The organism is Rhizobium sp. O111 (genome assembly GCF_055616315.1).
On record NZ_JBSHXL010000001.1, the window covers coordinates 1,514,618 to 1,540,766 of the forward strand.

Below are 26,149 nucleotides of genomic sequence, written 5' to 3' on the forward strand. Positions count from 1 at the left end.
GCCCTGATCACAGGTCCTACCGTCGCAAATCCCCGGCATCTCGCGGGCGCTGTTGCACATTTGCGTTGTTTTTGGGAACCGGAACCGAAATTCCCGCTGTTACCGTCTTTCGATTGATGTATTGAAAGCGCTCCAATGAAAGCATGTGCGACAGCCTGGAGCATTACGATGGATCACAGCGACAAACCGAAGACGGACAACAAAGCGGCAGGCGGCAGCCTCGATGAACAGGCCTTGTTCTTCCACCGTTATCCCCGTCCCGGCAAAATCGAGATCCAGGCCATCAAGCCGCTCGGCAACCAGCGCGACCTCGCGCTCGCCTATTCGCCCGGCGTCGCCGCGCCCTGTCTAGCTATCCGCGACAATCCGGAAACGGCCGCCGACTACACCTCGCGTGCCAACCTGGTTGCCGTGATCTCCAACGGTACGGCCGTTCTCGGCCTCGGCAATATCGGCCCGCTAGCTTCCAAGCCGGTCATGGAAGGCAAGGCGGTTCTCTTCAAGAAGTTCGCCAACATCGACGTCTTCGACATCGAGGTCGATGCAACGACCGTCGATCACATGGTCTCCACCGTCGCCGCGCTTGAGCCGACCTTTGGCGGTATCAACCTTGAAGACATCAAGGCGCCGGAGTGTTTCGAGATCGAGCGCCAGCTGCGCGAAAAGATGAAGATCCCGGTCTTCCATGACGACCAGCATGGCACCGCCATCATCGTCGCCGCCGCGATCCTGAACGGCCTGGAACTCGCCGGCAAGAAGATCGAAGAGGTCAAGATCGTCGCCTCCGGCGCCGGTGCCGCGGCCCTTGCCTGCCTCAACCTTCTCGTCACCCTCGGCGCCAAGCGCGAAAACATCTGGGTCCACGACCTGGAAGGCCTTGTCTACGAAGGCCGCGTCGAGCTCATGGACGAATGGAAGAGCGTCTACGCGCAGAAGAGCGACACCCGCACGCTGGCTGAAAACATCGGCGGCGCCGACGTGTTCCTCGGCCTTTCGGCCGCCGGCGTCCTGAAGCCGGAACTCCTGGCGCAGATGGCCGAAAAGCCGCTCATCATGGCGCTCGCCAACCCGAACCCCGAAATCATGCCGGATCTCGCCCGCGCCGCCCGCCCGGACGCGATGATCTGCACCGGCCGCTCGGATTTTCCGAACCAGGTCAACAACGTCCTCTGCTTCCCGTATATCTTCCGCGGCGCGCTCGATTGCGGCGCCGTCACGATCAACGAGGAAATGAAGATGGCGGCCGTGCGCGCCATCGCCGCGCTTGCCCGCGAGGAGCCGTCCGATGTCGCCGCCCGCGCCTATTCGGATGAAACGCCGATCTTCGGCCCCAACTATCTCATCCCCTCGCCGTTCGATCCGCGCCTCATCCTGCGCATCGCGCCGGCTGTCGCCAAGGCTGCGGCCGATAGTGGCGTGGCGCTGCGCCCGATCGCCGATTTCGACGCCTATCTCGACCAGCTGAACCGCTTCGTCTTCCGCTCCGGCTTCGTCATGAAGCCGATCTTCGCGGCCGCCAAGAATGCCGACAAGAAGCGCGTCATCTTCTCCGAAGGCGAAGACGAGCGCGTGCTGCGCGCCGCCCAGGTTCTGCTCGAAGAAGGTATCGCCAAGCCGATCCTGATCGGTCGTCCGCAGGTCATCGAAACCCGCCTGAAGCGCTACGGCCTGCGCATCCGTCCGCTGTCCGATTTCGACGTCATCAATCCGGAAGACGATCCGCGCTTCCGCGAATATGTCGAGCTCTATCTGTCGCTGGTCGGCCGCCGCGGCGTCATCCCGGAAGCGGCGCGTACCATCGTTCGTACCAACACCACGGTTATCGGCGCTCTGGCGCTGAAGCGTGGCGAGGCCGATGCGCTCATCTGCGGTCTCGAAGGCCGCTATGAAAAGCACCTGCGCGATGTCCGCCAGATCGTGGGCAAGCGCCCGAACGTTCGCGATTTCTCGGCGCTCAGCCTGCTGATCTCGCAGCGTGGCGCCACCTTCTTCACCGACACCTACGTGACGTTCAATCCGACAGCCGAGGAAGTGGCGGAATCGGCCGTTCTCGCCGCCGAAGAAATCAAGCGCTTCGGCATCACGCCGCGCGCCGCCCTCGTCTCGCATTCGAACTTCGGCTCGCGTGAATCCGAAAGCGCCACCAAGATGCGCAACGCCCTGCAGCTCGTGCGCGACACCGCGCCCGACCTCGAGGTCGATGGCGAAATGCACGGCGAGAGCGCGATCTCTGAAACGCTGCGCAAGCGCGTCATGCCGAACACGACGCTGCACGACGAAGCCAACCTTCTGGTCTTCCCGAACCTCGATGCGGCCAACATCACGCTCGGCGTCGTCAAGTCGATGACCGATGGCCTGCATGTCGGCCCGATCCTGCTCGGCGCGGCGATGCCCGCCCACATCCTGGCGCCGTCGGTCACCTCGCGCGGCGTCGTCAACATGGCGGCCCTTGCGGTCGTCGAGGCATCCCAGCCTGCATGATCTGGGCTGCGTGATTTGCCTTGGACGCTGAAAATGCGTTAGGCTCTGAGCGGCAGCTTGTTAAGACAAGCCATGTATATCGAAGGGCGGGCCATGGTCCGCCCTTCGCCATTTGGTATTTGCTCACTGACGGGACGATGCCTTGAAACGCCTCACGCTGGCCGCAGCACTCCTGATTGCCCTTTCCGCCCCTGCCTATGCGCAGCTGGCGCCGATCTGCGGTCAGCTGCGCGCCCGCCTAGCAACCATCCCAGAGACGATCGGCGGCGGCACGTCGCCGGAAATACGCCGCTTCGCGAGCGCCATTACCGAACAGAACCTCGAGCTTCGCAAACTGCGCAGCGACCAACGCCGCAGCGGTTGCAGCAGCGGCAGTATGGTCGTCATCGGCGGCGACAATGCCGGCTATTGCGGCGAGCTCGAACAGGCCGAAGCGAAGATGCTCGACAACATCGCCGACCTGCAGATGCGCCGTGACGAGTTGCGCGCGCAAAGCCCGGACGCTCGCCTGCGCAACGAACTCTTCGCCGCACTCGACGAAAACAACTGCAACGCGCCCGTGCAGCAACATGAAGAGCCGCAATATGCGAACCCGCCCAGCATCGATGATCAGGCGATGCGCAGTGACACCTTCATTCCGCTCGGCGGCGAGCGTCAGCGCTCCTACGAGTTCTCGCCTGGCGGCCAGCCGCTCACGCATCTGAACACGATCTGCGTGCGCAGCTGCGACGGCGGCTTCTTCCCCATCCGCTCGAACGCAACCTCTTTCGATTTCGCCCGCGACGCCAACACCTGCCAGCAGATGTGCCCGGGCATCGAAACCGAGCTCTACTATCACGACGTCTCCAGCGGCGAGACGGAGAACATGATCTCGGCCTCCACGGGCGCGCCCTACAGCGCCATGCCGAATGCATTCGCCTACAAGAACCGCAAGCCCGGCGAAAAGTCGTCCTGCAGCTGCAATCTGCCCGCCTATTACGAACAGATGCGCCGCAACCAGTCTGTGAGCGCGCCGTCGCCGCAAAGCTCGATCACCACGATCGAAACCCCGAACACCGCCGCCGCCAAGCCCGAAACCCAACCTACGCCACAGCCGCCAGCGCCCCAGTCGCAGATCCCCGATCGCCCCTATGATCCCAGTGCCGGCAAGGTGCGCCAGGTGGGGCCGCAGTTCCTCGCCGGCGATCAAGGGTCGATCGACCTGAAACACCCAGCCATGCCGGGAGCCCAGCCCCAGCAACCGCCGGCGCAGAAGCAATAGCTGGCGTCGTGGGTTACACGCCCTCGCCCCAGCGATCGGTAAACACCAGCTCCTCCAGCGGCAGCCGCTGCCGCCAGCCCTTCACCGCGAGCTCCGGCTCCTCGTAGAGCCGGTCGACATAACCGACACAGAGCCAGGCGACGATCTCGATCCGCTCGGGCACGCCGAGCGCCCGCTTCAGATCCGCCTCGTGGAAGATGCTGACCCAGCCGACGCCGATGCCCTCGGCGCGCGCCGCGAGCCACAAGTTCTGCACCGCGCAGACGGTGGAGTAGGAATCCATCCGCATATTGTGCGTCCGCCCCAGCACCACGTCGCCGCAGCGATCCGGATCGCAGGTCACGCAGATCCCGACGGGTGCCGTGCGAATGCCCTCGAGTTTCAAGGCGCGATATGCCTGCTGCCGCTCGCCGGAAAACATCTCCGCCGCCTCGGCATTCGCCTTGGCGAAGGCCTTCCACACGGTCGATCGGACGGCCCGATCGCGCACCACGATGAAATTCCAAGGCTGCATGAAGCCGACGGACGGCGCGTGATGCGCGGCAGCCAGCAGGCGTCCGATCACGTCATCGGGCACGGCATCCGGTAGGAACTCCGATCGCACGTCGCGTCTGGTCTCGATGGCTCTGTAAACGGCGTCGCGCTCGCTCGCCGAAAAGGCGCCGGCTCTCGCAAGAGAGCCAGATTGGTCTGGTCGCATCGTCAATCCCCAACAACACAACCGGCCGCTGTCCAGGCGGTCAGTCTATGATTGTCGGGCCGGTCTTCTGACTTGGCGTCATCCGTCTGCCACGCCTTCCCGGCAAAGAGCGCCAGTGGCATCAAGCGGCAGACGTCGGCCTTACAGCGTTGGGCACGTTCCGGTCTTGCACCGAATTCCCGATTCTCCCGCAAGCCTGCGGGCACCCGACGCGCCACCTATGCCGACAAACCGCGCACGATGCAATCGCTCAAGCTTCGACCGGGAAATATCGGACATAGGCGAATTCGTCACCATCCGGTGACCAGTTCGGAACATTGATCGACCCCTGCCCACCGAACAGCTCGAACAGCGTCGTCAGGTTGCCGCCGTCCATATCCATGATCCGCATCCGCACATGCTTGTCGCGCGGATGGTCGAACACATCGGGATCGTAGGAAATCAGCACGACTTTGTCGTTCTTCGGAGAGGGATGCGCGAACCAGTTGCCGTAATTGTCGTGCGTCACCTGTTCCACGCCCGTCCCGTCGGGATGGATGCGCCAGATCTGCATCAATCCGGTGCGGCTGGAGTTGAAATAGATCCAGCGCCCGTCGGCCGAATAATCCGGCCCGTCATTGCGGCCCTCGCCATGCGTCAACCGCCGCTCTTCGCCGCCGGTCACGTCGATCGTGTAGATGTCGAACACGTCGCCGCGAATACCGCAATAGGCGAGCTCCTTCCCGTCAGGCGACCAGCCATGCCAGTAGGACGGATGATTGGTGGTCACCAGCTGCGGCGCCCCGCCCTCGATCGGCAGCGTGTAGATCGCCGCTTTGCCGAACTCGATCTTGTCTGTGATCACGATGCGAGTGCCATCGGGTGAAATCCCGTGGTCGTTGTTGCAGGCGGTCGCGAAGCCGCTATCGACCTTCTGCACTTTCGCTGAACCATCGAGCGCCAGCTTGTAGAGCATGCCCTGATCGTTGAGCAGGAGATAGCTGCCGTCAGGAGCGTAATTCGGGGCTTCGACCAGCCTCTCGGTCTGCCAGATCACGCGGGCCTCACCCGTCTTGACGTTGTAGATCTCGACGGAACTGCGCATGCAAACTCTCCTCTGACGCGAACATATCCATGACCTACGACAGCCAAATAAGGCACGCAAGGATCGCCCCCGCGCCGCCATGGCAGGGTCCATCCGGAACACACGCTACATGAGGCAACCGGCTGCCGAAAAGTTTGTGATCAAAAAAGCGTTAAGCCCGCGAAACAACAATGGTTCATCTAGCGTTCATGACGAAGATGTGACAGTTCGGTGACGTTATGATGACACTGGAGTTCCGCCATTGATCGCCCAAGTTTTCAAGTCCGGAGCGGCAATGCGCGAAGCGGCGCTCTATGGTGGCGTCGGCGCGGATACCCGCCCCTCCATCCTGCGCGGCGTAATTGCAGTCGCCCTGACGGCGGTGATGGCGCTGCTTGCAACCTTCTCGGTCGAAGTGATCGCGCGCGGCGGTGCAACCGATGTGGGCGCATTTCTGTCTTCCACGGCCCGTCCAGGCATGACCACGGTCGTGATGCTGACCATCGTTATGCTCTGCGTCGATGCGGTGCTGGGCCGCCGTTTCCTCTCTGCACTGGTCGTGCTGCCGCTCGTCCTCGTCCCGGCGCTCGTCTCCAATCAGAAGCAGCACTACCTCTCCGATCCGCTCTATCCCTCGGACATGCTGTTCGGCCGCCAGATTCTCGAGTTGCTTCCGGTCATGGTCCGCGACCGCCCGATGACGGCTATCGCGGTTGCCGTCGGCATCCTGCTCTCCGTCACTGGCCTCGTGCTGGCATGGCGCTACGCCTGGCGCCGCCTGCCGAAGATGGCGCGCCGCAACCGCATCCGTAATCTCTGCCTGACGGTTCCCGTCATCGCCGCCTTCGGCTCGCTGATGGATTACTCGCAGTATTCCTATATCCGCGACCGCCTGCAGGTGGTGCCGATGATGTGGGACCAGAAGGAGAACTACCGCAGCAACGGCTTCATCCTCGCTTTCATCTTCAACATCCCGATGGCCGACGTCGCCTCGCCCGCCGGCCTCAATGCGCAGGCGCTCGATGCCATCCCGTCGCGCAATTACGGCTATCTCAGCGGCCCGAGCGACAAGCCTGACGTTATCATGCTGATGAGCGAATCCTTCTGGGATCCGACGCGCCTCAAGACGCTGAAATTCTCCGAAGACCCGATGCCGACGATCCGCGCGGCGCAGTCCGGCCATGTCTTCTCGCCCGAGTTCGGCGGCATGACCGCCAATGTCGAGTTCGAGGCGCTGACCGGCTTCTCGAATGCCTTCCTGCCCTATGGCAGCATTCCCTACCAGCAGTATATCCGCAACGACATCCCGTCGCTCGCCACCTTTTTCCGCGGCGAAGGCTATGCGGCCCGTGCGCTGCATCCGTTCAGCGGCTGGTTCTGGAACCGCAACGAGGTCTACAAGGATTTCGGCTTCGAGGAGTTCCGCACCGAAGAAACCATGCCGACCATGGAAAAGCGTGGCATCTTCGCCTCCGACGACAGCCTGATGAAGGAGATCATGCAGGAAGCCGACGGGCTCGACCGGCCCTTCTTCTTCTTCGCGGTCACTCTACAGGGACATGGCCCCTATGAGGCCAACCGCTACGCCAACAACACGGTCGACATCACCGGCAATCTGACCGACGCCGACCGCGCCACGCTCGCTACCTATACGCAGGGCGTCAAGGAGGCCGACGACAGCTTCAAGATGCTGACCGAATGGGCATCCAAGCGTGACCGCGAGACGATCATCGTGCTCTGGGGCGACCACCTGCCGCCGCTCGGCAGCGTCTACACGAACACCGGCTACATGCCCGACCAGGTCGCCACCCGCCGCGCCTCCGTCAGCGTGATGAAGCAGGAGCACGAGACGCCGCTGGTCATTTGGTCGAACCGCAAGGGCGTCAAGCAGAACGTCGGCACCATCAGCCCGTCGCAGCTGCCCTATCACGTGCTGAAATTCGCCGGCTACGAGCACCCCTTCTACACCGGCTTCCTCGGCCGCGTGCAGAAGAAGTACCCGATTGTAGACCGCTATCAGCTGATCACCCGCGACAACACCGCCTCGCCGGACTGGGTTCGCGACGCCAAGACCATCGATCCGCTTGTCCGCGACTACCGCTATCTCCAGCACGATGTGATGTTCGGCAAGGCGCAGACCGTCGAACGCTTCTTCCCGCAGCATTCCTGGCTGCGCGCCGAGGGCTCCTGAGCACGGCAGACATGCACGTTGCCGCATTGCATTCCTGGCGCAGAACGGAATACTCCCCGCCAACATAAGTTGATCGGGAGTCGCGCCATGAACAATCTCTCCAGTTTCGTCCACCTGCATTTCGACAAGTCCGCCAACGAGCTCGGCGATATCGAAAAGCGGGTGCTGGAAAAGGCGCATGCGCGCAAGATCATCTCGACGGATATCAATGCCGCGCTGAAAGCCGAATCGTCCTTCGGCGAGCGGATGGCGGATAGCATTGCCCGCGTCGGTGGCTCCTGGACCTTCATCACCACCTTCCTGGTCTTCCTGGCCGTCTGGTGCGTCATCAACACCATCATCCTTTCGACGCGCGCCTTCGACCCCTACCCCTTCATCTTCCTCAACCTCGTCCTCTCCATGGTCGCCGCCATCCAGGCGCCGATTATCATGATGTCGCAGAACAGGCAGGCCGAGCGCGATCGCTTCGAGGCTGCCAAGGACTATGAAGTCAACCTGAAGGCCGAGCTGGAAGTGCTGTCTCTGCACCAGAAGATCGACATGCAGGTGATGACCGAGATCGCCGCGCTGCGCGAGGATATCGCGAGATTGACCCAGAAGCTCGGCAACTGATCCCAGGCCGGCGAAAAGATTAGCCGGCCACAGTAATAGCGCGCCATTTCCGTACACCCTGATATCTTGCGGGTACACGCATGGGGTTTATTAGGTAAGCAAAAATTAATACGGTTAAATGTATCCTTCGGTTGTCTTCGCTGCGGCGTTGGCCATTGCAAGGAGTGCAGTGCATGAGAAATGCCCGACGTCTTCTCGCCAACCGGCAGGGTGCGGCCGCGATAGAGTTCGCAATCGTTGCACCGGTCTTCCTGCTCGTTCTTCTCACCCTGATCGCCTACGGCATCTACCTGAGCGCCGCGCATGCGCTGCAGCAGCTGACGGCGGATGCCGCACGCACGGCGGTGGCCGGCCTTTCCGAGCAGGAACGCGCCCAGCTCGTCAACAATTACATCGCGCTCTCGACCCTCAACGACCCACTGATCGACCGCAAGAAACTCCAGGTCACCGTCGCCACCGACCCCACGAACGCCAACCAGTTCACGGTCACGACGGAGTATGACGCCAGCGCCCTACCGATCTGGAATCTCTACACATTTCCGCTTCCGGACACCAAGATCCGCCGCTTCGCCACGATCCGCATGGGTGGTATATGAAAGCAGGCATGAGGCGATATCTGGCGGGTTTCAGCACCCGCCGGGATGGCAACATCGCGATCATGGCGGCGCTCTCGGCGCCATTGATCATTTCCACGCTTGCGCTCGGCGTCGACTTCGGCGCGATGACGCTGCAGCAGCGCCGTCTGCAGCAGTTGAGCGATATCGGCGCCATCGTTGCGGCGTCCGACATCAACAACGCCGCCAGCAATCTGGTCACCAACTTCCAGCAGAACGGCCTCAACGTCGCGGTAAAGTCAGGCGTGGCTTACGCAACATCATCAGGAACCAAGCTGCTGAACGCCGCCCAGCTCGACACCTATGATGCCGTCGTCCAATACACGCCAGGGATTTATCTGGCCGATCCCGCCGTGCCGCCCGAGCAGCGCTTCGTGGCCGGGACCCAGCCCTATGATGCCGTCAAGGTTGCGATCCAGCAGAAGGCGCAGTTGACCTTCGCCGCCTCGATCATCCCGCCCCCGACGCTCGGCGCGACCGGAACCGCGTCCGCCTCCAAGCTCGCCGCCTTCTCCGTCGGCTCGCGTCTGGCGAGCCTCAACGGTGGTATCCTCAACGCCATTCTCGGCGGCCTGCTCGGCACCACCGTCTCGCTGAAGGTGGCCGATTACGACGCACTCGCCGCCGCCAATATCGACCTCCTGTCCTATCTCGACCTTCTCGCGACCAAGCTGAACGTCACCGCCGGCACCTATGATGACCTTCTGGCCACCGACATCTCCTATCCGCGCCTGCTCGACACGCTGGCGGCAACGCAAGGCCTGACGCCAACCGTCAGCAAGGCGGTCACCTCGCTCTCCAAGGGGCTCGGCACCACGCAGATCAAGGTCAAGCTGCAGAACCTCATGAGCCTCGGTTCCGTCGGCGAGCGGATGATCGGCTCCGGATCGCACCTGCTGCTTGAGGCCAGCGCGCTCGACATCATCTCCGCCAGCGCCTTCGCCGCCAACCAGGGCAAGCAGGTCGGCGTCAATCTCGCCGGCACGGTTCCGGGGCTGACCAGCGTCACGCTGAAGATCGCCATCGGCGAGCGCCCCAAGGGCATCGCCTCCAACGCGATCGGCACCACCGGATCGGCGGTGCGCACCGCGCAGATCCGCATCGCCATTGAAGCCGGCGTGACGGGGCTCAGCACCATTGCCGGCATCAAGCTGCGCGTACCGCTCTATGTCGAGGCCGCCTATGCGGAAGCCAAGCTCGCAAGCTTCGCCTGCCTCGGCGGCGGCCCGAAAAGCGCCAGCATCGGCGTCGATGTCGTGCCGGGGGTCGCCGAGATCGCGCTTGGCGATGTCGATCCGACAGCCATGGCCAATTTCGGCACCAAGCCGCGCGTCACATCGGCCACCATCATCGACGCCCTGCTCCTCAAGGTGAACGCGCTCGCCGATATCAACCTCACCAACACCAGCAAGACGCGCCTGACGTTCCAGCCCAACGACATCACCAACAAGGCGATCAAGAATGTCTCGACAAGAGACACGCTGACCTCCGCCGTGCAGTCGCTGATCGCCGGCACCGATATCCAGATCCAGCTGCTGATCCTGACGCTCGGAACCAACAAGGCGGTGATGCAGGCGATCGCCGACACGCTGTCCAGCGTCACGGCTCCTCTCGACGACGTGCTCTACAACACCCTGCTGATGCTGGGGATCAAGATCGGCGAGGCCGATGTGCGTTTCACCGATGCGCGCTGCCAGCAATCCGTGCTGGTGCAATGAAAAAGCCCGGCGCGATGGCCGGGCTCATTCAATTCAGTCTAAGCAGGCGATCAGCGATTAGCCGTTGACGGCCATCCGCTTCTCGTCGCGGCCGCTCTTCATCCGCTCGGAGAGCAGGAAGGCAAGCTCGAGCGCCTGATCGGCGTTGAGACGCGGGTCGCAATGCGTGTGGTAGCGGTCGTGCAGGTCTTCCGCCGTCACGGCGCGCGCGCCACCCGTGCATTCGGTCACGTCCTTGCCGGTCATCTCGATGTGGATGCCGCCAGGATGCGAGCCTTCCGCGCGATGGATCTGGAAGAAGCTTTCGACTTCCGACAGGATCCGCTCGAACGGGCGGGTCTTGTAGTGGTTGAGCGTGATCGTGTTGCCGTGCATCGGATCGCAAGACCAGACGACCTTGCGGCCTTCCTTCTCGACGGCGCGGATGAGGCGCGGCAGATGCTCGGCGACCTTGTCGTGGCCGAAGCGGCAGATCAGCGTCAGACGGCCGGCTTCGTTCTGCGGGTTCAGAACGTCGATCAGGTTCAACAGATCGTCCGCCTGCAGCGTCGGGCCGCACTTCAGACCGATCGGGTTCTTGATCCCACGGCAGTATTCCACATGCGCGTGATCGAGCTGGCGCGTACGGTCGCCGATCCAGATCATGTGGCCAGACGTGGCGTACCAGTCGCCCGAGGTCGAATCGACGCGCGTCAGCGCTTCTTCATAGCCGAGCAGCAGCGCTTCGTGGCTGGTGAAGAAATCCGTCTCGCGCAGGCTCGGCTGGTTCTCGGCGGTAATGCCGATCGCCTTCATGAAGTCCATCGTCTCGCTGATGCGATCCGCCAGCTTGCGATAGCGCTCGCCCTGCGGGCTGTCCTTGATGAAGCCGAGCATCCACTGATGCACGTTCTCGAGGTTGGCATAGCCACCCATCGCAAAGGCGCGCAGCAGGTTCAGCGTCGCGGCCGACTGGCGGTACGCCATGGCCTGGCGTTCCGGGTTCGGAATACGCGCTTCCTCGGTGAACTCGATGCCGTTGATGATATCGCCGCGGTAGCTCGGCAGCGACACGCCATCGAGCGTTTCGATGCCCGAGGAGCGCGGCTTGGCGAACTGACCGGCGATACGGCCAACCTTGACGACAGGAAGCTGCGCGCCATAGGTCAGCACGACAGCCATCTGCAGGAAGGCGCGGAAGAAGTCGCGGATATTGTCCGCGCCGTGTTCCGCGAAGCTCTCGGCGCAATCGCCACCCTGCAAGAGGAAGCCGTTACCTTCGGCCACATTGGCAAGATGCTTTTTCAGACGACGCGCCTCGCCTGCGAAAACGAGCGGAGGATACGACGCCAGCTGGGCTTCCGTCGCCGCAACTGCTGCCTGATCCGGATAATCCGGAACCTGCTGGATCGGTTTTTGCCGCCAACTGTTCGGAGTCCAATTCTGTGCCATCTCGTTCACCTGTCTCAGTATCCGGTACCGGCCGGATATCCCGTCTTTAAAATACTGGCGGCTTATAGCCGTTTAGCTTCATCTTGCATAGCGGGGTTCGGCGCGCTTTTGTCCGCATCATCGCGCCACGCGATGACGCCCTATAAAGGTATTCGCGGCCACGTTTTCAAACATCCTGCGCGCCCTTAACGTTCGATATACCAAGACGCTTTGTATCTAATTTATGCTTTGACACTAAGGATCGTCCTGTTTTGACACAGCGGGGCATGACGCTTCGGTTTTTCAAGAATGACGTTTCAATTCTTCGGATACTCCCCAGGCTTCTCCCATGCGCATATTCGGTCGTTTCGTCGCGGATCGTTCAGGCAATTTCGGCCTGATCACCGCCGTTCTCGCGGTTCCATTGATCGGTGCAGCCGGCCTTTCAGTTGATTTCTCGCACGCGCTCAGCGTCCGCTCCCAGCTTCAGGCCGCCGCCGACGCAGCCGCCGTGGGCGCCATCGCTCAAAGTTCGGACGCCGCCGCCACTGCCATGACGATGACAGGCAACGGCCCGATCCCGATCGCCAAGACGGATGCGCATAACATCTTCTTTTCCCAGATGTCGGGTGAAACCGGCAACCTGCCGGTCGAACTGACGATTGACGTAACCAAGACCTCCAACACGCTGAACTCGACGGTTTCCTTCAGTGCAGCTGTCTCGACGAGCTTCATGCAGATCCTGGGACAGACGTCGATGAAGATCTCGGGCACCGCGACGGCCCAGTATCAGACGGCGTCCTTCATGGATTTCTACATGCTTCTCGACAACACCCCGTCCATGGGTGTCGGCGCGACGGCTGACGATGTCTCGAAGCTGCAGGCAAAGACCGGTTGCGCCTTTGCCTGCCATCAGATGGACCAGGCCAGCAACAATTATACGGCTGCCAAAAGCCTTGGCGTGAACATGCGCATCGACGTGGTGCGCAAGGCAACGCAGGCATTGACCGATACGGCAAAGAACGAGCGTGTAACGGCCGATCAGTTTCGCATGGGCGTTTACACATTTGGCACCAAAGCCGAAGACGCCAAACTGACAACGATCTCCAGCCTGAACTCTAACCTGACGCAGGTGAAGACCTATACCGACGCTGTCGATCTGATGACCATTCCCTATCAGAACTACAATTCCGACCAGCTTACCAGCTTCGACAGCGCTCTCACGCAGATGAATACGATCATCGAGCCTGCCGGCAGCGGCAACTCGAACACCGATCGCCAGAAGATTTTGTTCTTCGTTTCCGATGGTGTCGCCGATGCTTACAAGCCGTCGAGCTGCACCAAGAAGACGACAGGCGGTCGCTGCCAGGAACCGATCGACACGTCGTTCTGCAAGCCGCTGAAGGACCGTGGCGTCAAGATCGCCATCCTCTACACCACCTACCTGCCATTGCCGAGCAACGACTGGTACAACAAGTGGATCAGCCCGTTCCAGAACGAAATCCCGACCCGCATGTCGGATTGCGCATCGCCCGGCCTCTACTTCGAAGTCTCGCCGACCGAAGGCATCTCCGCGGCAATGAAGGCGCTCTTCCTGAAGACCATCAGCTCGCCCCGCATCACGAGCTAATAGATAGGCGCGCGGATCAGACCCGCACGCCATCCTTCAATCGGTAGCTCGGCGCATACATGGTGACGAGCTCTTCGGCGGCGGTCGGGTGCACCGCCATGGTCCGGTCGAAATCGTCCTTGGTGCAGCCGGCCTTCAGAGTGATGCCGAGAAGCTGCGCCATTTCGCCGGCGTCGTGGCCGAGAATGTGGGCGCCGATAACCTTGCGGCTTGCCGCATCGACGATCAGCTTCATGATCATCTTCTCGGTCCGTCCCGACAGCGTCGCCTTCATCGGCCGGAACTGCGCGCGATAGACCTCGACGTCGCTATAGCGCTTGCCGGCCTCTTCCTCGGTCAGCCCCACCGTGCCGATCTCGGGCTGCGAGAAGACAGCGGTCGCGATCGTATCGTGATCCGGTTTCGTCGGGTTGTTCTTGTATTCGGTCTCGATGAAGCACATCGCTTCGTGGATCGCCACCGGCGTCAGCTGTACCCGGTCGGTCACATCGCCCAGAGCGTAGATATTCTCGACATTGGTGCGCGAATAATCGTCGACCACAATCGCACCCTGCGCATTCATCTCGACGCCCGCAGCCTCGAGCCCGAGCCCATGCGTGTTCGGCACGCGACCGATGGCGAGCATCACCACGTCGGCGTTTATCGTTCCGTTGTTGAGCGTCTCGACAACGAGCCCGTCCTCGCCCTTCGCCACGCTCTTCAGCATGTCGTGGCACTGGATCTTGATCCCCTTGGCCACCATCGCCTCATGCAGGCCGCGGCGCAGGTCATGGTCGAAGCGCGACAGGATTTCCGCCCCGCGATAGACGAGCGTCGTCTCGACGCCGAGCCCATGGAAGATATTGGCGAACTCGACCGCGATATATCCGCCGCCGACAATCACGATCGAGCGCGGCAGCTCCTCGAGATGAAAGGCCTCGTTGGAGGTGATGCAGAGATCATGGCCGGGCAGCGCGCCATGCAGGTTCGGGGTCCCGCCGGTCGCGATCACGATTGTCTTCGCCGTCACCGTCTTGCCGGTGTTGACGAGCCGCACGGTGTGCCGGTCGACGAGTTCGGCGCGGGTGTCGAGGATCTCGGCGTTGGCGCCCGAGAGCCCCTTCTTGTAGAGCCCCTCGAGTCGGGTGATCTCGGCGTCCTTGGCCGCGATCAGCTTCTTCCAGTCGAACGTGCTTTCGCCCACGGTCCAGCCGAAGCCGGCAGCATCCTCGAAATGCTCGTGATATTGCGAGGCGTAGACGAAGAGCTTCTTCGGTACGCAGCCGCGAATGACGCAGGTGCCGCCGTAGCGATATTCCTCGGCGATCGCCACCTTCTTGCCGAGTGCCGCCGCCACACGCGCGCTGCGCACCCCACCCGAGCCGCCACCGATGACAAAGAGGTCGTAATCATAGGTTGTCATGGGGATCTCCGGCACAAAACATCAGAAGGAAGGAATCGTCAGGTGGAAGGAAGGCTTGATATAGTACCGATATCGCCAAAAACAAAAGCCCCGGCGAACCGGGGCTTCGTATTGAGCGATGATGCGAGCCTTACGGCTTGGCAGCAGGCTTTGCTGCAGGAGCTGCCGGATCGGTGCCAGCGCCCGGGGCCGGCTTGATCACCTTGGCAAGCTCGGTGCTGGTCGACTTCTGCAGGTCGCGGGAGATGCCCTGCGCCCAGATGTCGGCAGCCTTGACGGTTTCGCGCGAAGCGATTGGGCCGTCCTTCAGGAGCTTCTGGCCAACCGGCGAGCCGTAAAAGGCGGCGATGGCATTGAGTTCCTCGACCGTGAACGCCTTGGCGTAGGTCACCGCAGCTTCCTTTTCGAGATCGGCGCGACGCGGTGCAAGCGCCAGCGCCTGCTTGTCGACTTCAGCGGTGATCTGGTCCTGGTAGTTCGGCGAATCCTGGATCAGGTCGGCCTTCAGGCGCTCGGCGAGGCCCGGCAGGATGTTGTCGAACTGGGTGGTGGCGCCGATCGCGTCGATAGCCGCGCGGGCTGCCTTCAGCTGTTCCGGCGACGCTTCCTGCGCGTGGGCTACAGAGCCCAGGACAACACCCGAGAGAATGACGGTCGCAGCAGCAAAACGGCCAAAACCTGCAAATTTATTCATGAGTTCCAACTCCTGTTACCTTGTTGCCCGCAGCTCGCGCGCGCCCGCCGGACCGGCGATGATCGCCAGCGCGGCCATATTGAGAAAGAGCCCGTGCTCCACGACGCCGGGGATCGCATTCAACTGGGTTGAGAGCGCCTCTGCATCAGGAATACGGCCAAAAGATGCATCGATAATGTAGTGTCCGCCATCCGTGGTGAAATTGCCGTCGCCGGATTGGCGCAGCGTCAACTCACCCGAAAGGCCAAGCCGCGCAGCCGTCTTTTCGATCGCGATGCGCGTCGAAACGAGGCCGAACATGTTGACTTCGATCGGCAGCGGGAAAGCGCCCAGCGTATCCACCAGCTTGCTCTCGTCGGCGATCACGATCATGCGGCCGGAGGTGGCGGCAACGATCTTCTCGCGCAGCAAGGCTCCGCCGCCGCCCTTGATCAGCCCGAGCGCAGAATCGACCTCGTCGGCGCCGTCGATCGTCAGATCGAGTTCCGGCAGCTCGTCGAGTGACTTCAGGGGAACGCCGAGCTCGACGCAAAGCCGTGCCGTGCGCTCCGATGTCGGAACGCCCTCGACCTTGAAACCGTCTGCGACCTTCTCGGCAAGCAACCGCACGAATTCCTCGGCCGTGCTTCCGGTTCCGATCCCAAGACGCATCCCATGCTCGACATGAGCGAGTGCCGCAGCCGCGGCCTTGATCTTCATTTCGCGGGCGTCCATGCGCCGCTTACTCCCAGTGTTACGTTACGCATTGTTACGTTGGTTGCGTTGTTTACACGGCCCGCCAGTCAAACGAAAGCCAAAATAACGTCAGACTTTCGAAATCCAAAGCACATGCGGGAGGCCTGCCACGCCGGGCCAAAGCGTTGCTTTTGCGGCCTTCATCGCTTAACTCGGATGCATCCCAACTGAACAGGCGAAAACTCCATTGACCCCTGCCCTTGTCGTCTTCGATCTCGACGGAACGCTCCTCGACACCCATGTCGACCTTGTCGATAGCCTCAATTACACGATCGCCGCACTCGATCTTGCGCCGGTCACCTATGACGACCTGACGCATCTTGTCGGCCACGGCGCCAAGGTGATGATCGAAAGAGCCTGCAAGCTGCAGGGACACCCGCTGGAGCCCGAGAAATTTCCTGATCTGCTCGAGCGCTTCATCACGCATTACACGGACAACATGCCGGGCGCGACGGTCCCCTATCCGGGGCTGATCGATGCGATGGATCAGCTGAAGGCCAAGGGATACAAGCTCGCCGTCTGCACCAACAAGCTGGAGGGCCTTGCCCGCACCCTGCTGGAGCGCCTGCAGCTCACCCATTATTTCGACGCCATCACCGGCGGCGACACATTCGCGGTGCGCAAGCCCGATGCCGGCCATCTGCTCGGCACGATCGAAAAGGCCGGCGGCGACCCGAAGCGCACGATCATGATCGGCGACAGCGCCAACGACATTCTCGTTGCGCGCAATGCAGCCATCCCCTCGATCGCCGTGCCCTTCGGCTATTCCGACGTCCCGATCGAAAGCCTGCAGCCTACGCGCATCATCAAGACTTTCACCGACCTCACGCCGGAGCTGGTGGACGAGCTGATCGACACGGCGGACCTGCGCAACGCTGGCTAACATTTTCGGTCAAAACAGGGTTGTTTTTGCCGAAAACATCAGCTCCCGATTGCCGATATGGCGCCGCGTCACTCGCTGGTTTAGCGAATCGCGAGGCCAATCAAATAGCGATCAAACACAGTCGCGGTGCCGTGATTTCATGTGAAAAAACGTGCTTGCGACTGTCAGATCCCCTTCACAATCCGGCCTCAATTGAGGCGCGAACTTGCTCTTGCCGAGGGTAATGGACGTCACATTGTGTGCAACAATGGATTGAGGAGATCTGATATGCGCATTCAATTTGCAGCCGCCGCAGCCGTGCTTACCCTCTGCCTTTCCGGTGCCGCCTTCGCCCAGCCGATGTATTCCAACGACTATACGAACGATAGCGACGGTTTCGCTCCCGTCAAAGTTGCTCCGCCGAAGCCCGTTCATTACACGCAGCACAAGGCGCCGGAATATTCCGACGACTACACCAACGACAGCGATGGTTTCGCTCCCGTTCGCGTCGCACCGCCGGTCGACAAGATGTCGACGGCAAGCATCAAGCCACTCCCCCCATGCGACTATTCGCCGAAAGGTCACGGCCTGCACACCGCAGGCGGCGACAGCGGCGCCTCGCATACCGATGCCTGCCGCGACGTCGGCACCAAGTAGACGCGAAAAAGAGAAAGGGCCGACGAAACGCCGGCCCTTTCTCAATATCAGCACCGTCTGATTCCGCGCTCAGCCGTTCACCGTCTCGCCGAAGACCGATTCGAACGATTCTCGCAGCAGCACATCCACATCATCCATCGTAACCGGCAGGCCGAGATCGACCAGGCTCGTGACCCCATAGGCCGAGATCCCGCAGGGAACGATTCCCCCGAAATGGTCGAGATCGGGTTCGACATTGAGCGACAGCCCGTGAAACGTCACCCATTTCCGTAAGCGGATGCCGAGTGCCGCGATCTTGTCTTCCGCCACCGTCCCATCGGGCAGCGGCGGCCTGTCGGGGCGACAGACCCATACGCCGACGCGATCCTCGCGGCGCTCGCCGCGCACGTTCATCTCACCAAGCGTGCGGATGATCACCTCTTCCAGCGCGGCCACGAAGGCACGCACATCCTGCCGGCGGCGCTTCAGGTCGAGCATCACATAGGCGACCCGCTGGCCAGGCCCATGATAGGTGTACTCCCCGCCCCGCCCGGTGGCATGAACGGGAAATCGGTCGGGCTGCACCAGATCGCGCGCATCGGCGCTGGTTCCGGCGGTATAAAGCGGCGGATGCTCGAGCAGCCACACCAACTCGTCGCCGCCCTCGGCAATCGCAGCCACTTCCTGCTCCATGATATCCACAGCCTCCTGATAGGGCACCAGCCCATTGGAGATGCGCCAGCGCACCGGGCGCGAGCCGGCCTGTGGAAACATGGAAAAATCGAGGTCCGTTCGTAACATAGCCATTCCTTGCGGCCCGCAGCGCCTGTGATCGCGGGCTTTTTCGAGCATCTATATGGCTCCGAATTGCTGCCTTTACAAACGCTGTCACCTTCTTTGAAAAAATCTGTCACATGGCCCTTGTGTCCCGAAAAACCTTTTGCTACATGCTGCGTCGCCGGCACAAACCGGCACCTACCACGATGCGGTCGTGGCGGAATTGGTAGACGCGCAGCGTTGAGGTCGCTGTGGGGCAACCCGTGGAAGTTCGAGTCTTCTCGACCGCACCATCTCTCTCCTGAGGAGTGAGACCAGCCAGAGCAACTGGCTCCCGGCGACGCGATATGTCGTCCGCGGCATCTCTTAACGAGAGATTTTATTGTCTATAACGGCTGGATCCCAGCCCAATGAAATTTCTCGAAGATGTCCGATAAAACCGACCTGCACAATCCCCTGCAAGGCATGGCGCTGATGGCCGGCGCAATGATCGTCCTCCCCGCCATGGATGCCATCGCCAAGTACATGGCGACGTTCGAAGGCATGTCGCCTGGACAGGTCACCTTTTACCGATTCTTTTTCCAACTCGTCTGCACGCTGCCGATTCTCTTTATAATGTTCGGCTGGGGCGCTCTCTCGGCAAAGCGGCCCTGGATGAATTTGCTGCGCGGCGCGCTGCATGGGGCAGCCAGCCTCCTGTTTTTCGTCGCGGTCAAATACATGCCGCTCGCCGACGTCTTCGCCATCTATTTCGTCGAGCCCTTCATGCTCGCCGGCCTTTCGGCGCTTTTCCTGGGCGACAAGGTCGGCTGGCGGCGTTGGACGGCGATCGTGGTGGGCTTCGGCGGCGCGATGATCGTCATTCAGCCGAGCTATGAAGTCTTCGGCCTGAAAGCGCTGCTCCCCGTCTGCTGCGCCTTCCTCTTCTCGCTTTATCTTTTCCTCAACCGCGCCATCGGCAATGCCGATTCGCCGTTGACGATGCAGACCATGGCCGGCATCGGCGGCACGCTCTTCATGTCCGGCGCGCTGATCGTCGGAAACGGCATGGGCGTCAGCGATTTCGACGTCTCGCTCCCGACTTCGATTCTCGGCCTCGTGCTTCTGCTGATTCTCGGCTCGCTCTCCGGCTATGTGCACATGATCGTCGTCAGGGCCTTCCGCATGGCGCCGCTCTCGCTTCTGGCGCCGTTCCAGTATTTCGAGATCATCTCCGCCACCATCTTGGGCTACGCGCTGTTCGGCGATTTCCCGAACTTCTCCAAATGGATCGGCATCATGATCATCGTCGCTTCCGGCCTCTTCATCATCTGGCGCGAACGGGTGCAGGCGCGGGCAGCGAAACAGGCCTGAGCCGTAAACACCTTGTTAACTCCGCCTATTGAGAGAACATCAATTCGCTGGCGCTAGAAGAATCTTCGGCTTCATGATGAGGCCTGGAGAGAAAAGATGAGCGAAATTCGACTCGCTTTTCCGGCATGTGTCATCGCCGGAAAGCAGCGACTTGGCGTGGAGGATATCGATCTTCTGCGCAGACACAGTTTTCCCGAGGGAATCAGGACCGCTGACGACGTCGTCGTCATGCTGGCACTGAACAACGCCTGCCCCGAGAAATGCCCCGAATGGAACACCTATTTCGTGGAGCAACTCGCGGCCTTCATCGTCCACTATAACTATCCGCAAGGCTCTCTCGACGAAATCAACGTCGCCTGGCTGATGCGCATGGTCGCGACCGACGGTGTCATCCATTCGGCGGTCGAGCTGGAGCTCGTGCTCCACGTCATCGAGATTTCCGCCTATGTGCCGGACGAGCTGCGCGCGTTTGCGCTCGATCAGCTGCGCCTGGCCCTATCAGACAATCGCGGCGCTTATCACCAGAGCCGCGCCATCGATCGCCGGGGAATCACCAGGCAGGATGTGGATTACGTCATGCGCATCCTGCGCGCGCTCAGCGACGGCGGTACCATAACGGTACAGGCGCTCACCTGGGCGGTGCTGATGCAGATCGGCGAAGAGACGCTACCGGCGTCGAACCATCCGCGCTGGTCGCAGATCATATCGGCGCTCACGCTCACCGATTACGCCGAGGCGCCGCGCCGCACCCGCTGGCTGCGCATCGTAGACGACAGGCTGGGGACAGAGGCGGCCGTCGCCTGATCGCGACGCTTCTCTCCGCGCCCTATCCGTGCGTGTCCTCCCCATGATTGTGCGTTCCAGTCTTTATGCTTAAGACTCGGAACGCAGGTCATGGGTGGAGTCTACATGTTCACGAAAATTCTGATCGCCAATCGCGGCGAGATCGCTTGCCGCGTCATCAAGACGGCGCGCCGCATGGGGATTGCGACCGTCGCTGTCTATTCCGACGCCGACCGCGATGCGCTCCATGTCGAGATGGCCGATGAGGCCGTCCACATCGGCCCGGCCGCAGCCGCCGAGAGCTATCTCGTTGCCGAGAAGATCATCGCAGCCTGCAGACAGACCGGCGCCCAGGCCGTCCACCCTGGCTACGGCTTCCTCTCCGAGCGCGCATCCTTCTGCGAAGCGCTGGAGAAGGAAGGCATCGTCTTCATCGGTCCCAAGCCCAAGGCGATCAATGCCATGGGCGACAAGATCGAATCGAAGAAGTTCGCCAGCGCCGCCAATGTCTCCACCGTTCCCGGCTATCTCGGCGTCATCGAAAATGCCGAGCATGCCGAAAAGATCGCCGCCGAGATCGGCTACCCCGTCATGATCAAGGCGTCTGCCGGCGGCGGCGGCAAGGGCATGCGCATTGCCTGGAACCAGGCCGAAGTGCGCGACGGCTTTGACCGCGCCCGCTCCGAGGCCAGAAGCTCCTTCGGCGACGACCGCGTCTTCGTCGAGAAATACGTGGTCGATCCCCGCCATATCGAGATACAGGTGCTGGCCGACGCCCACGGCAATGTCGTCTATCTCGGCGAACGCGAATGCTCCATCCAGCGTCGAAACCAGAAGGTTGCCGAAGAAGCACCCTCGCCCTTCCTCGACGAAGCCACCCGCGCCGCGATGGGCGAGCAGTCGGTGGCGCTCGCCAAGGCCGTGGACTACCAGAGCGCCGGCACCGTCGAATTCATCGTCGATCGCGACCGCAATTTCTACTTCCTCGAAATGAACACCCGCCTGCAGGTCGAGCATCCCGTCACCGAGCTGATCACCGGCATCGATCTCGTCGAGCAGATGATCCGCGTCGCTGCGGGCGAGAAACTCCCCTTCGCGCAGGAAGATATCAAGCTCAACGGCTGGGCCGTCGAAAGCCGCATCTACGCCGAGGATCCCTATCGCAACTTCCTGCCCTCGATCGGTCGCCTGACGCGCTACCGCCCGCCGCAGGAAGGCAAGGCCGGCAACGCTATTGTCCGCAACGACACCGGCGTCTTCGAAGGCGCCGAGATTTCGATGTATTACGATCCAATGATCGCCAAGCTCTGCACCTGGGCGCCGACCCGCGCCGAGGCCATCGAGGCCATGGGCGAGGCGCTCGATGGCTTCGTGGTCGACGGTATCGAGCACAATGTCCCGTTCCTGTCGGCCCTGATGAAGCACCCGCGCTGGCGCGAGGGCCGGCTGTCGACTGGCTTCATCTCCGAAGAGTATCCCGATGGCTTCGCGCCCGTGATGCCCGATGAGAGCCAACGCGGCACCCTTGCCGCCATCGCCCTCTCTGCCTCGCTGATCGAAGCCAATCGCCGGGAAACCTTCGCCGACCGGCTGCGCAGCGCCACTGATCCGTTGCGCGATCACTGGTGCGTCCGGCTCGGCGACGACTATATCGACGTGCGCCTGCTCGACGGCCTCGTGACCGTCCCCTTCGAGATGGAAATGGATATCGGCGGGCAAACCTTGAGCGTCATCACCGACTGGAGACCGGGTGAGCCGGTCTGGCGCGGCAAGGTCGGCAAGCAACCGGTCACCGCGCAGCTGCGCCCGATCCTCAACGGCGTCAGGCTCGATTGGCAGGGCCTGTCGGTCAAGTCCAAGGTGCTGACGCCCCGTCACGCCGAACTCGACCGCCTGATGCCGGTCAAGCTGCCGCCGGATACCTCCAAGCTCCTGCTCTGCCCGATGCCTTGCCTGGTCGTCTCGATCGCCGTCACCGAGGGACAGGAAGTGAAAGCCGGCGAGACGCTTGCGGTCGTCGAGGCCATGAAGATGGAGAACGTGCTGCGCGCCGAGCGCGATCTCGTCGTCGGCGTCATCAACGCCAAGCCAGGCGAAAGCCTGGCGGTGGACGCCGTCATCATGGAGTTCGCCTGACCCGTTCCGGCACACCCTACCGTCACGTTCCGCTCCGCATTTGTTAACGCGTCGCCGCTAGTCTTTAACCCATCCGGATCCCTGCCGGATGGAGTGAATGATGAGTGTCATGCAATCCGCGCTGCTGCTGCTGTTTATCAATCTCGGCATGCTGTGGCTCCTGATGCGAATGCCCCTGGGGCTGAGAACGCTGCATGTCAGCCGCTCCTTCGATTGCACGCCGGAAACCCTCTGGAACGCCATGAACCCGATGGGGTCTAACGCCAGTTGGCACCATCAGGTGATATCGAGCCGCCAGATGGAGGCGGGCGGCAATATGGTCGAGCAGACCTACCGCTATCAGGATAGAAATGACGCCCCCACCCGCCGCCTGCTCGCGATCGAGCCTCTGGCGGCCCTTGCCTCCAATGCGCAGGGCTTTCAGTCATCCATCGTCGATGACAGCACGCTCGACGCGTCCTTCTGGAAGGATTATCGCGAGCGCCGCATCATCCGACCAACAGCGGATGGCCGCGCGGTTCTGGAAGTCGACCAGACGGACCGCTATCGCGGCCTCGCCTTCCTGATCTTTCGCTACGTGGCGCTCCGCCGCGAAATGAAGGCGCTTGATGGCTGGCTGAAAACCGGTATCTCGCAGCCGCAGGGCTATTTCGAGCACCCGCTCGTCCAGGTCGCGCTCGCCATCCTGTCGACCCTGCTTTTGTGGCCCTTCCTCGGCCTGACGCAGCGCGGCCTGATGGTCTCGACCTTCCTGACGGTCGTGATCGCGCTGCATGAGCTCGGCCACATGGCCGCCTACCGCATGTTCGGCCATACCTCTGTCCGCATGGTCTTCATTCCCTTCCTCGGCGGCATCGCCATCGGCAGCCGGCCCTATCGGTCTCTTTTCGAGGTCGCGACCTGCGCATTGATGGGATCGGGCATGTCGGCATTCCTGGTGCCGATCCTGGTGCTCGGCCACAGCTTCGCCGATCACGGCATCCTTCCCGCCGCTGCCGATCCGCCCATCCTTGTCTTCCTGTTGATCCTCGGCGCCTTCAACCTGCTCAATCTTCTACCCATGCATCGCTTCGATGGGGGCCAGGTGCTGCGGCAGATATTCAGGACCAAGCGCTCGCAGATCCTGGCGAGCTTTCTGGTGACGCTCTGCATCCTTGCTGTCGGCGCCGAAATCGGGCTTTCGGCTCGCTATCTCGGCATCGGCCTGCTGGTCTTCACCGTCGTCAGTGTCATCGGTGGCGGCTCCTTCAAACCGCGCGAGAAGCTTGAGGAGATGAACGGCGGCGAGCGCATGCTGGTCTTCTTCGGCCTCTACGCCGCCATCGCCATGCACGGCTACGCCGTCATCACCGCCATCGACCGGCTGTTTTGACGCAGAAACTATAAAGCTCCCCCTGCCTTTTTTCCTTGAGCAGCGCTCCTCCCGCGTGCAAAAGTCCGCCCGACCAAATCAGCATATTGGAGACTGTAAAATGGACGTTCGCGCCGCTGTTGCCGTACAGGCAGGTAAACCACTCGAAGTGATGACCGTGCAGCTCGAGGGCCCCAAGGCCGGCGAAGTGCTGATCGAGGTAAAGGCCACGGGCATCTGCCACACCGACGATTTCACGCTCTCGGGCGCCGACCCGGAAGGCCTGTTCCCGGCGATCCTCGGCCATGAAGGCGCCGGCATCGTCGTCGACGTCGGCCCCGGCGTCACCTCGCTGAAGAAAGGCGACCACGTCATTCCGCTCTACACGCCGGAATGCCGCGAATGCTACTCCTGCACCTCGCGCAAGACCAACCTCTGCACCTCGATCCGCTCGACCCAGGGCCAGGGCGTCATGCCCGACGGCACCTCGCGCTTCTCGATCGGCAAGGACAAGATCCACCACTACATGGGCTGCTCGACCTTCGCGAACTTCACCGTTCTGCCGGAGATCGCGCTCGCCAAGATCAACCCCGACGCTCCCTTCGACAAGGTCTGCTACATCGGCTGCGGCGTCACGACCGGCATCGGCGCTGTCATCAACACCGCCAAGGTCGAGATCGGCTCCACCGCGATCGTCTTCGGCCTCGGCGGCATCGGTCTCAACGTCCTGCAGGGCCTGCGCCTTGCCGGCGCCGACATGATCATCGGCGTCGACATTAACAACGACCGCAAGGCCTGGGGCGAGAAGTTCGGCATGACCCACTTCGTCAACCCGAAGGAAGTCGGCGATGACATCGTGCCTTATCTGGTCAACATGACGAAGCGCCACGGCGACCTGATCGGTGGCGCCGACTACACCTTCGACTGCACCGGTAACACCAAGGTCATGCGCCAGGCGCTGGAATCTTCGCATCGCGGCTGGGGCAAGTCCGTCATCATCGGCGTCGCCGGCGCTGGCCAGGAAATCTCCACGCGTCCGTTCCAGCTGGTCACTGGCCGCAACTGGATGGGCACCGCCTTCGGCGGCGCGCGTGGCCGCACCGACGTGCCGAAGATCGTCGACTGGTACATGGAAGGCAAGATCCAGATCGATCCGATGATCACCCACACCATGCCGCTCGAAGACATCAACAAGGGCTTCGACCTCATGCACAAGGGTGAATCGATCCGCGGCGTCGTGGTCTATTGATCACCGAGCCAAACTATACGGTCGACGCGCGGAGGCTCGATGAGCTCTCCGCCGTCGAGCTGTACGCGCTGTTGAAAATGCGCGTCGATGTCTTCGTCGTCGAGCAGAACTGCCCCTATCCGGAGCTCGACGGCAAGGATGCCGACGCCCTGCATCTGCGCCTCCTGCAGGATGGCGACCTGATCGCCGCCGCCCGCATCTTCGCCCCGGCGGACAAGGACGCACCCGCCAAGATCGGCCGCGTCGTCGTCTCGCCTGATCATCGCGGCAAACGCCTCGGCGAAGCGGTGATGCGCGAGGCCATTTCCGTCTGCGAAGAGCGCTATCCGCAAGCCCTGATCTACCTCTCCGCCCAGAGCCACCTCTCCCGCTTCTACGGCAGCTTCGGCTTCGAGGTGACCTCAGAGGAATATCTCGAGGACGACATCCCCCACGTCGACATGGTCAGGCAGGCACGCTGACCTTCGCTTGATCGTAGATGCAATTGTAGT

General features: G+C 61.9%; 22 protein-coding genes, 1 tRNA gene and 1 riboswitch. Of the genes, 16 read left to right on the forward strand and 7 right to left on the reverse strand.

Annotated features, from left to right (window positions below; all coding sequences use genetic code 11):
- Window positions 1-168 precede the first annotated feature (168 nt).
- A complete protein-coding gene (locus ACVTFQ_RS07760; RefSeq protein WP_047511987.1) occupies window positions 169-2,481 on the forward strand; it encodes an NADP-dependent malic enzyme in 2,313 nt (770 codons plus the stop codon).
- A 142-nt stretch (window positions 2,482-2,623) separates the two neighbouring features.
- Complete coding sequence (locus tag ACVTFQ_RS07765) at window positions 2,624-3,742, forward strand: DUF2865 domain-containing protein (RefSeq protein ID WP_111565057.1); 1,119 nt, start codon at window positions 2,624-2,626, stop codon at window positions 3,740-3,742.
- A 13-nt stretch (window positions 3,743-3,755) separates the two neighbouring features.
- Here ACVTFQ_RS07765 and bluB read toward each other — a convergent pair whose 3' ends face one another.
- The gene (gene bluB / locus ACVTFQ_RS07770; protein WP_470423744.1) at window positions 3,756-4,442 is read right to left on the reverse strand and encodes a 5,6-dimethylbenzimidazole synthase; all 687 of its coding nucleotides are present in this window, start codon (window positions 4,440-4,442) and stop codon (window positions 3,756-3,758) included.
- A 40-nt stretch (window positions 4,443-4,482) separates the two neighbouring features.
- Window positions 4,483-4,667, reverse strand: a riboswitch (cobalamin riboswitch).
- Window positions 4,668-4,692: 25 nt separating this feature from the next.
- The gene (locus ACVTFQ_RS07775; RefSeq protein ID WP_111565055.1) at window positions 4,693-5,526 is read right to left on the reverse strand and encodes a TolB family protein; all 834 of its coding nucleotides are present in this window, start codon (window positions 5,524-5,526) and stop codon (window positions 4,693-4,695) included.
- A gap of 274 nt (window positions 5,527-5,800) precedes the next feature.
- On the opposite strand from ACVTFQ_RS07775, the gene ACVTFQ_RS07780 reads away from it, so the two are divergent.
- From ACVTFQ_RS07780 to ACVTFQ_RS07795, 4 genes are all read left to right on the forward strand, one after another.
- Entirely contained in the window at window positions 5,801-7,696 is a 1,896-nt protein-coding gene (locus tag ACVTFQ_RS07780) for an LTA synthase family protein (RefSeq protein WP_313760445.1), read from the forward strand.
- 87 nt (window positions 7,697-7,783) lie between these two features.
- Window positions 7,784-8,308, forward strand: a complete 525-nt coding sequence (locus tag ACVTFQ_RS07785) for a DUF1003 domain-containing protein (RefSeq protein ID WP_111565053.1) — start codon at window positions 7,784-7,786, stop codon at window positions 8,306-8,308.
- 173 nt (window positions 8,309-8,481) lie between these two features.
- The gene (locus tag ACVTFQ_RS07790) at window positions 8,482-8,904 is read left to right on the forward strand and encodes a TadE/TadG family type IV pilus assembly protein (RefSeq protein ID WP_018902358.1); all 423 of its coding nucleotides are present in this window, start codon (window positions 8,482-8,484) and stop codon (window positions 8,902-8,904) included.
- Window positions 8,905-8,912: 8 nt separating this feature from the next.
- Window positions 8,913-10,640, forward strand: coding sequence for a pilus assembly protein TadG-related protein (locus ACVTFQ_RS07795; RefSeq protein WP_111565052.1), 1,728 nt, complete (start codon window positions 8,913-8,915; stop codon window positions 10,638-10,640).
- A gap of 57 nt (window positions 10,641-10,697) precedes the next feature.
- Here the strand turns inward: ACVTFQ_RS07795 and ACVTFQ_RS07800 are convergent, their stop codons facing one another.
- On the reverse strand, window positions 10,698-12,071 hold the full coding sequence (locus ACVTFQ_RS07800) for a class II 3-deoxy-7-phosphoheptulonate synthase (protein WP_018902356.1): 1,374 nt from the start codon (window positions 12,069-12,071) through the stop codon (window positions 10,698-10,700).
- A 328-nt stretch (window positions 12,072-12,399) separates the two neighbouring features.
- Here ACVTFQ_RS07800 and ACVTFQ_RS07805 point away from each other — a divergent pair, with 328 nt between their 5' ends.
- Window positions 12,400-13,680, forward strand: coding sequence for a TadE/TadG family type IV pilus assembly protein (locus ACVTFQ_RS07805; protein WP_111565051.1), 1,281 nt, complete (start codon window positions 12,400-12,402; stop codon window positions 13,678-13,680).
- A gap of 16 nt (window positions 13,681-13,696) precedes the next feature.
- Here ACVTFQ_RS07805 and gor read toward each other — a convergent pair whose 3' ends face one another.
- From gor to rpiA, 3 genes are all read right to left on the reverse strand, one after another.
- Complete coding sequence (gene gor / locus ACVTFQ_RS07810; RefSeq protein WP_111565050.1) at window positions 13,697-15,082, reverse strand: glutathione-disulfide reductase; 1,386 nt, start codon at window positions 15,080-15,082, stop codon at window positions 13,697-13,699.
- A 130-nt stretch (window positions 15,083-15,212) separates the two neighbouring features.
- Window positions 15,213-15,776 carry a DUF2059 domain-containing protein gene (locus ACVTFQ_RS07815; protein ID WP_111565049.1) on the reverse strand — a complete coding sequence of 188 codons (564 nt, stop codon included), beginning with the start codon at window positions 15,774-15,776 and terminating at the stop codon, window positions 15,213-15,215.
- A gap of 15 nt (window positions 15,777-15,791) precedes the next feature.
- Window positions 15,792-16,490, reverse strand: coding sequence for a ribose-5-phosphate isomerase RpiA (gene rpiA, locus ACVTFQ_RS07820; RefSeq protein ID WP_111565048.1), 699 nt, complete (start codon window positions 16,488-16,490; stop codon window positions 15,792-15,794).
- Between the two features lie 208 nt (window positions 16,491-16,698).
- On the opposite strand from rpiA, the gene ACVTFQ_RS07825 reads away from it, so the two are divergent.
- Together ACVTFQ_RS07825 and ACVTFQ_RS07830 are read left to right on the forward strand one after the other, a co-directional pair.
- The gene (locus tag ACVTFQ_RS07825; RefSeq protein WP_111565047.1) at window positions 16,699-17,394 is read left to right on the forward strand and encodes an HAD family hydrolase; all 696 of its coding nucleotides are present in this window, start codon (window positions 16,699-16,701) and stop codon (window positions 17,392-17,394) included.
- Between the two features lie 267 nt (window positions 17,395-17,661).
- On the forward strand, window positions 17,662-18,030 hold the full coding sequence (locus ACVTFQ_RS07830; RefSeq protein ID WP_047512017.1) for a hypothetical protein: 369 nt from the start codon (window positions 17,662-17,664) through the stop codon (window positions 18,028-18,030).
- Window positions 18,031-18,099: 69 nt separating this feature from the next.
- On the opposite strand, the gene lipB is transcribed toward ACVTFQ_RS07830, so the two are convergent.
- Entirely contained in the window at window positions 18,100-18,816 is a 717-nt protein-coding gene (lipB, locus tag ACVTFQ_RS07835; RefSeq protein ID WP_081620013.1) for a lipoyl(octanoyl) transferase LipB, read from the reverse strand.
- Window positions 18,817-18,994: 178 nt separating this feature from the next.
- On the opposite strand from lipB, the gene ACVTFQ_RS07840 reads away from it, so the two are divergent.
- The 7 genes from ACVTFQ_RS07840 (at window position 18,995) to ACVTFQ_RS07870 (ending at window position 26,119) form a co-directional block, all read left to right on the forward strand.
- A tRNA-Leu gene (locus tag ACVTFQ_RS07840) sits at window positions 18,995-19,079 on the forward strand.
- Window positions 19,080-19,212: 133 nt separating this feature from the next.
- Window positions 19,213-20,139, forward strand: a complete 927-nt coding sequence (locus ACVTFQ_RS07845; RefSeq protein WP_111565045.1) for a DMT family transporter — start codon at window positions 19,213-19,215, stop codon at window positions 20,137-20,139.
- 96 nt (window positions 20,140-20,235) lie between these two features.
- The gene (locus ACVTFQ_RS07850) at window positions 20,236-20,943 is read left to right on the forward strand and encodes a hypothetical protein (protein ID WP_111565044.1); all 708 of its coding nucleotides are present in this window, start codon (window positions 20,236-20,238) and stop codon (window positions 20,941-20,943) included.
- 105 nt (window positions 20,944-21,048) lie between these two features.
- The gene (locus ACVTFQ_RS07855; RefSeq protein ID WP_112437393.1) at window positions 21,049-23,058 is read left to right on the forward strand and encodes an acetyl-CoA carboxylase biotin carboxylase subunit; all 2,010 of its coding nucleotides are present in this window, start codon (window positions 21,049-21,051) and stop codon (window positions 23,056-23,058) included.
- A gap of 100 nt (window positions 23,059-23,158) precedes the next feature.
- Window positions 23,159-24,430, forward strand: coding sequence for a zinc metalloprotease (locus ACVTFQ_RS07860; protein WP_112437392.1), 1,272 nt, complete (start codon window positions 23,159-23,161; stop codon window positions 24,428-24,430).
- Window positions 24,431-24,530: 100 nt separating this feature from the next.
- Window positions 24,531-25,658, forward strand: a complete 1,128-nt coding sequence (locus ACVTFQ_RS07865) for an S-(hydroxymethyl)glutathione dehydrogenase/class III alcohol dehydrogenase (protein ID WP_018902344.1) — start codon at window positions 24,531-24,533, stop codon at window positions 25,656-25,658.
- On the forward strand, window positions 25,658-26,119 hold the full coding sequence (locus tag ACVTFQ_RS07870) for a GNAT family N-acetyltransferase (protein WP_409527977.1): 462 nt from the start codon (window positions 25,658-25,660) through the stop codon (window positions 26,117-26,119). The genes ACVTFQ_RS07865 and ACVTFQ_RS07870 overlap by 1 nt, the downstream gene beginning before the upstream one ends.
- The last annotated feature ends 30 nt before the right edge of the window (window positions 26,120-26,149 follow it).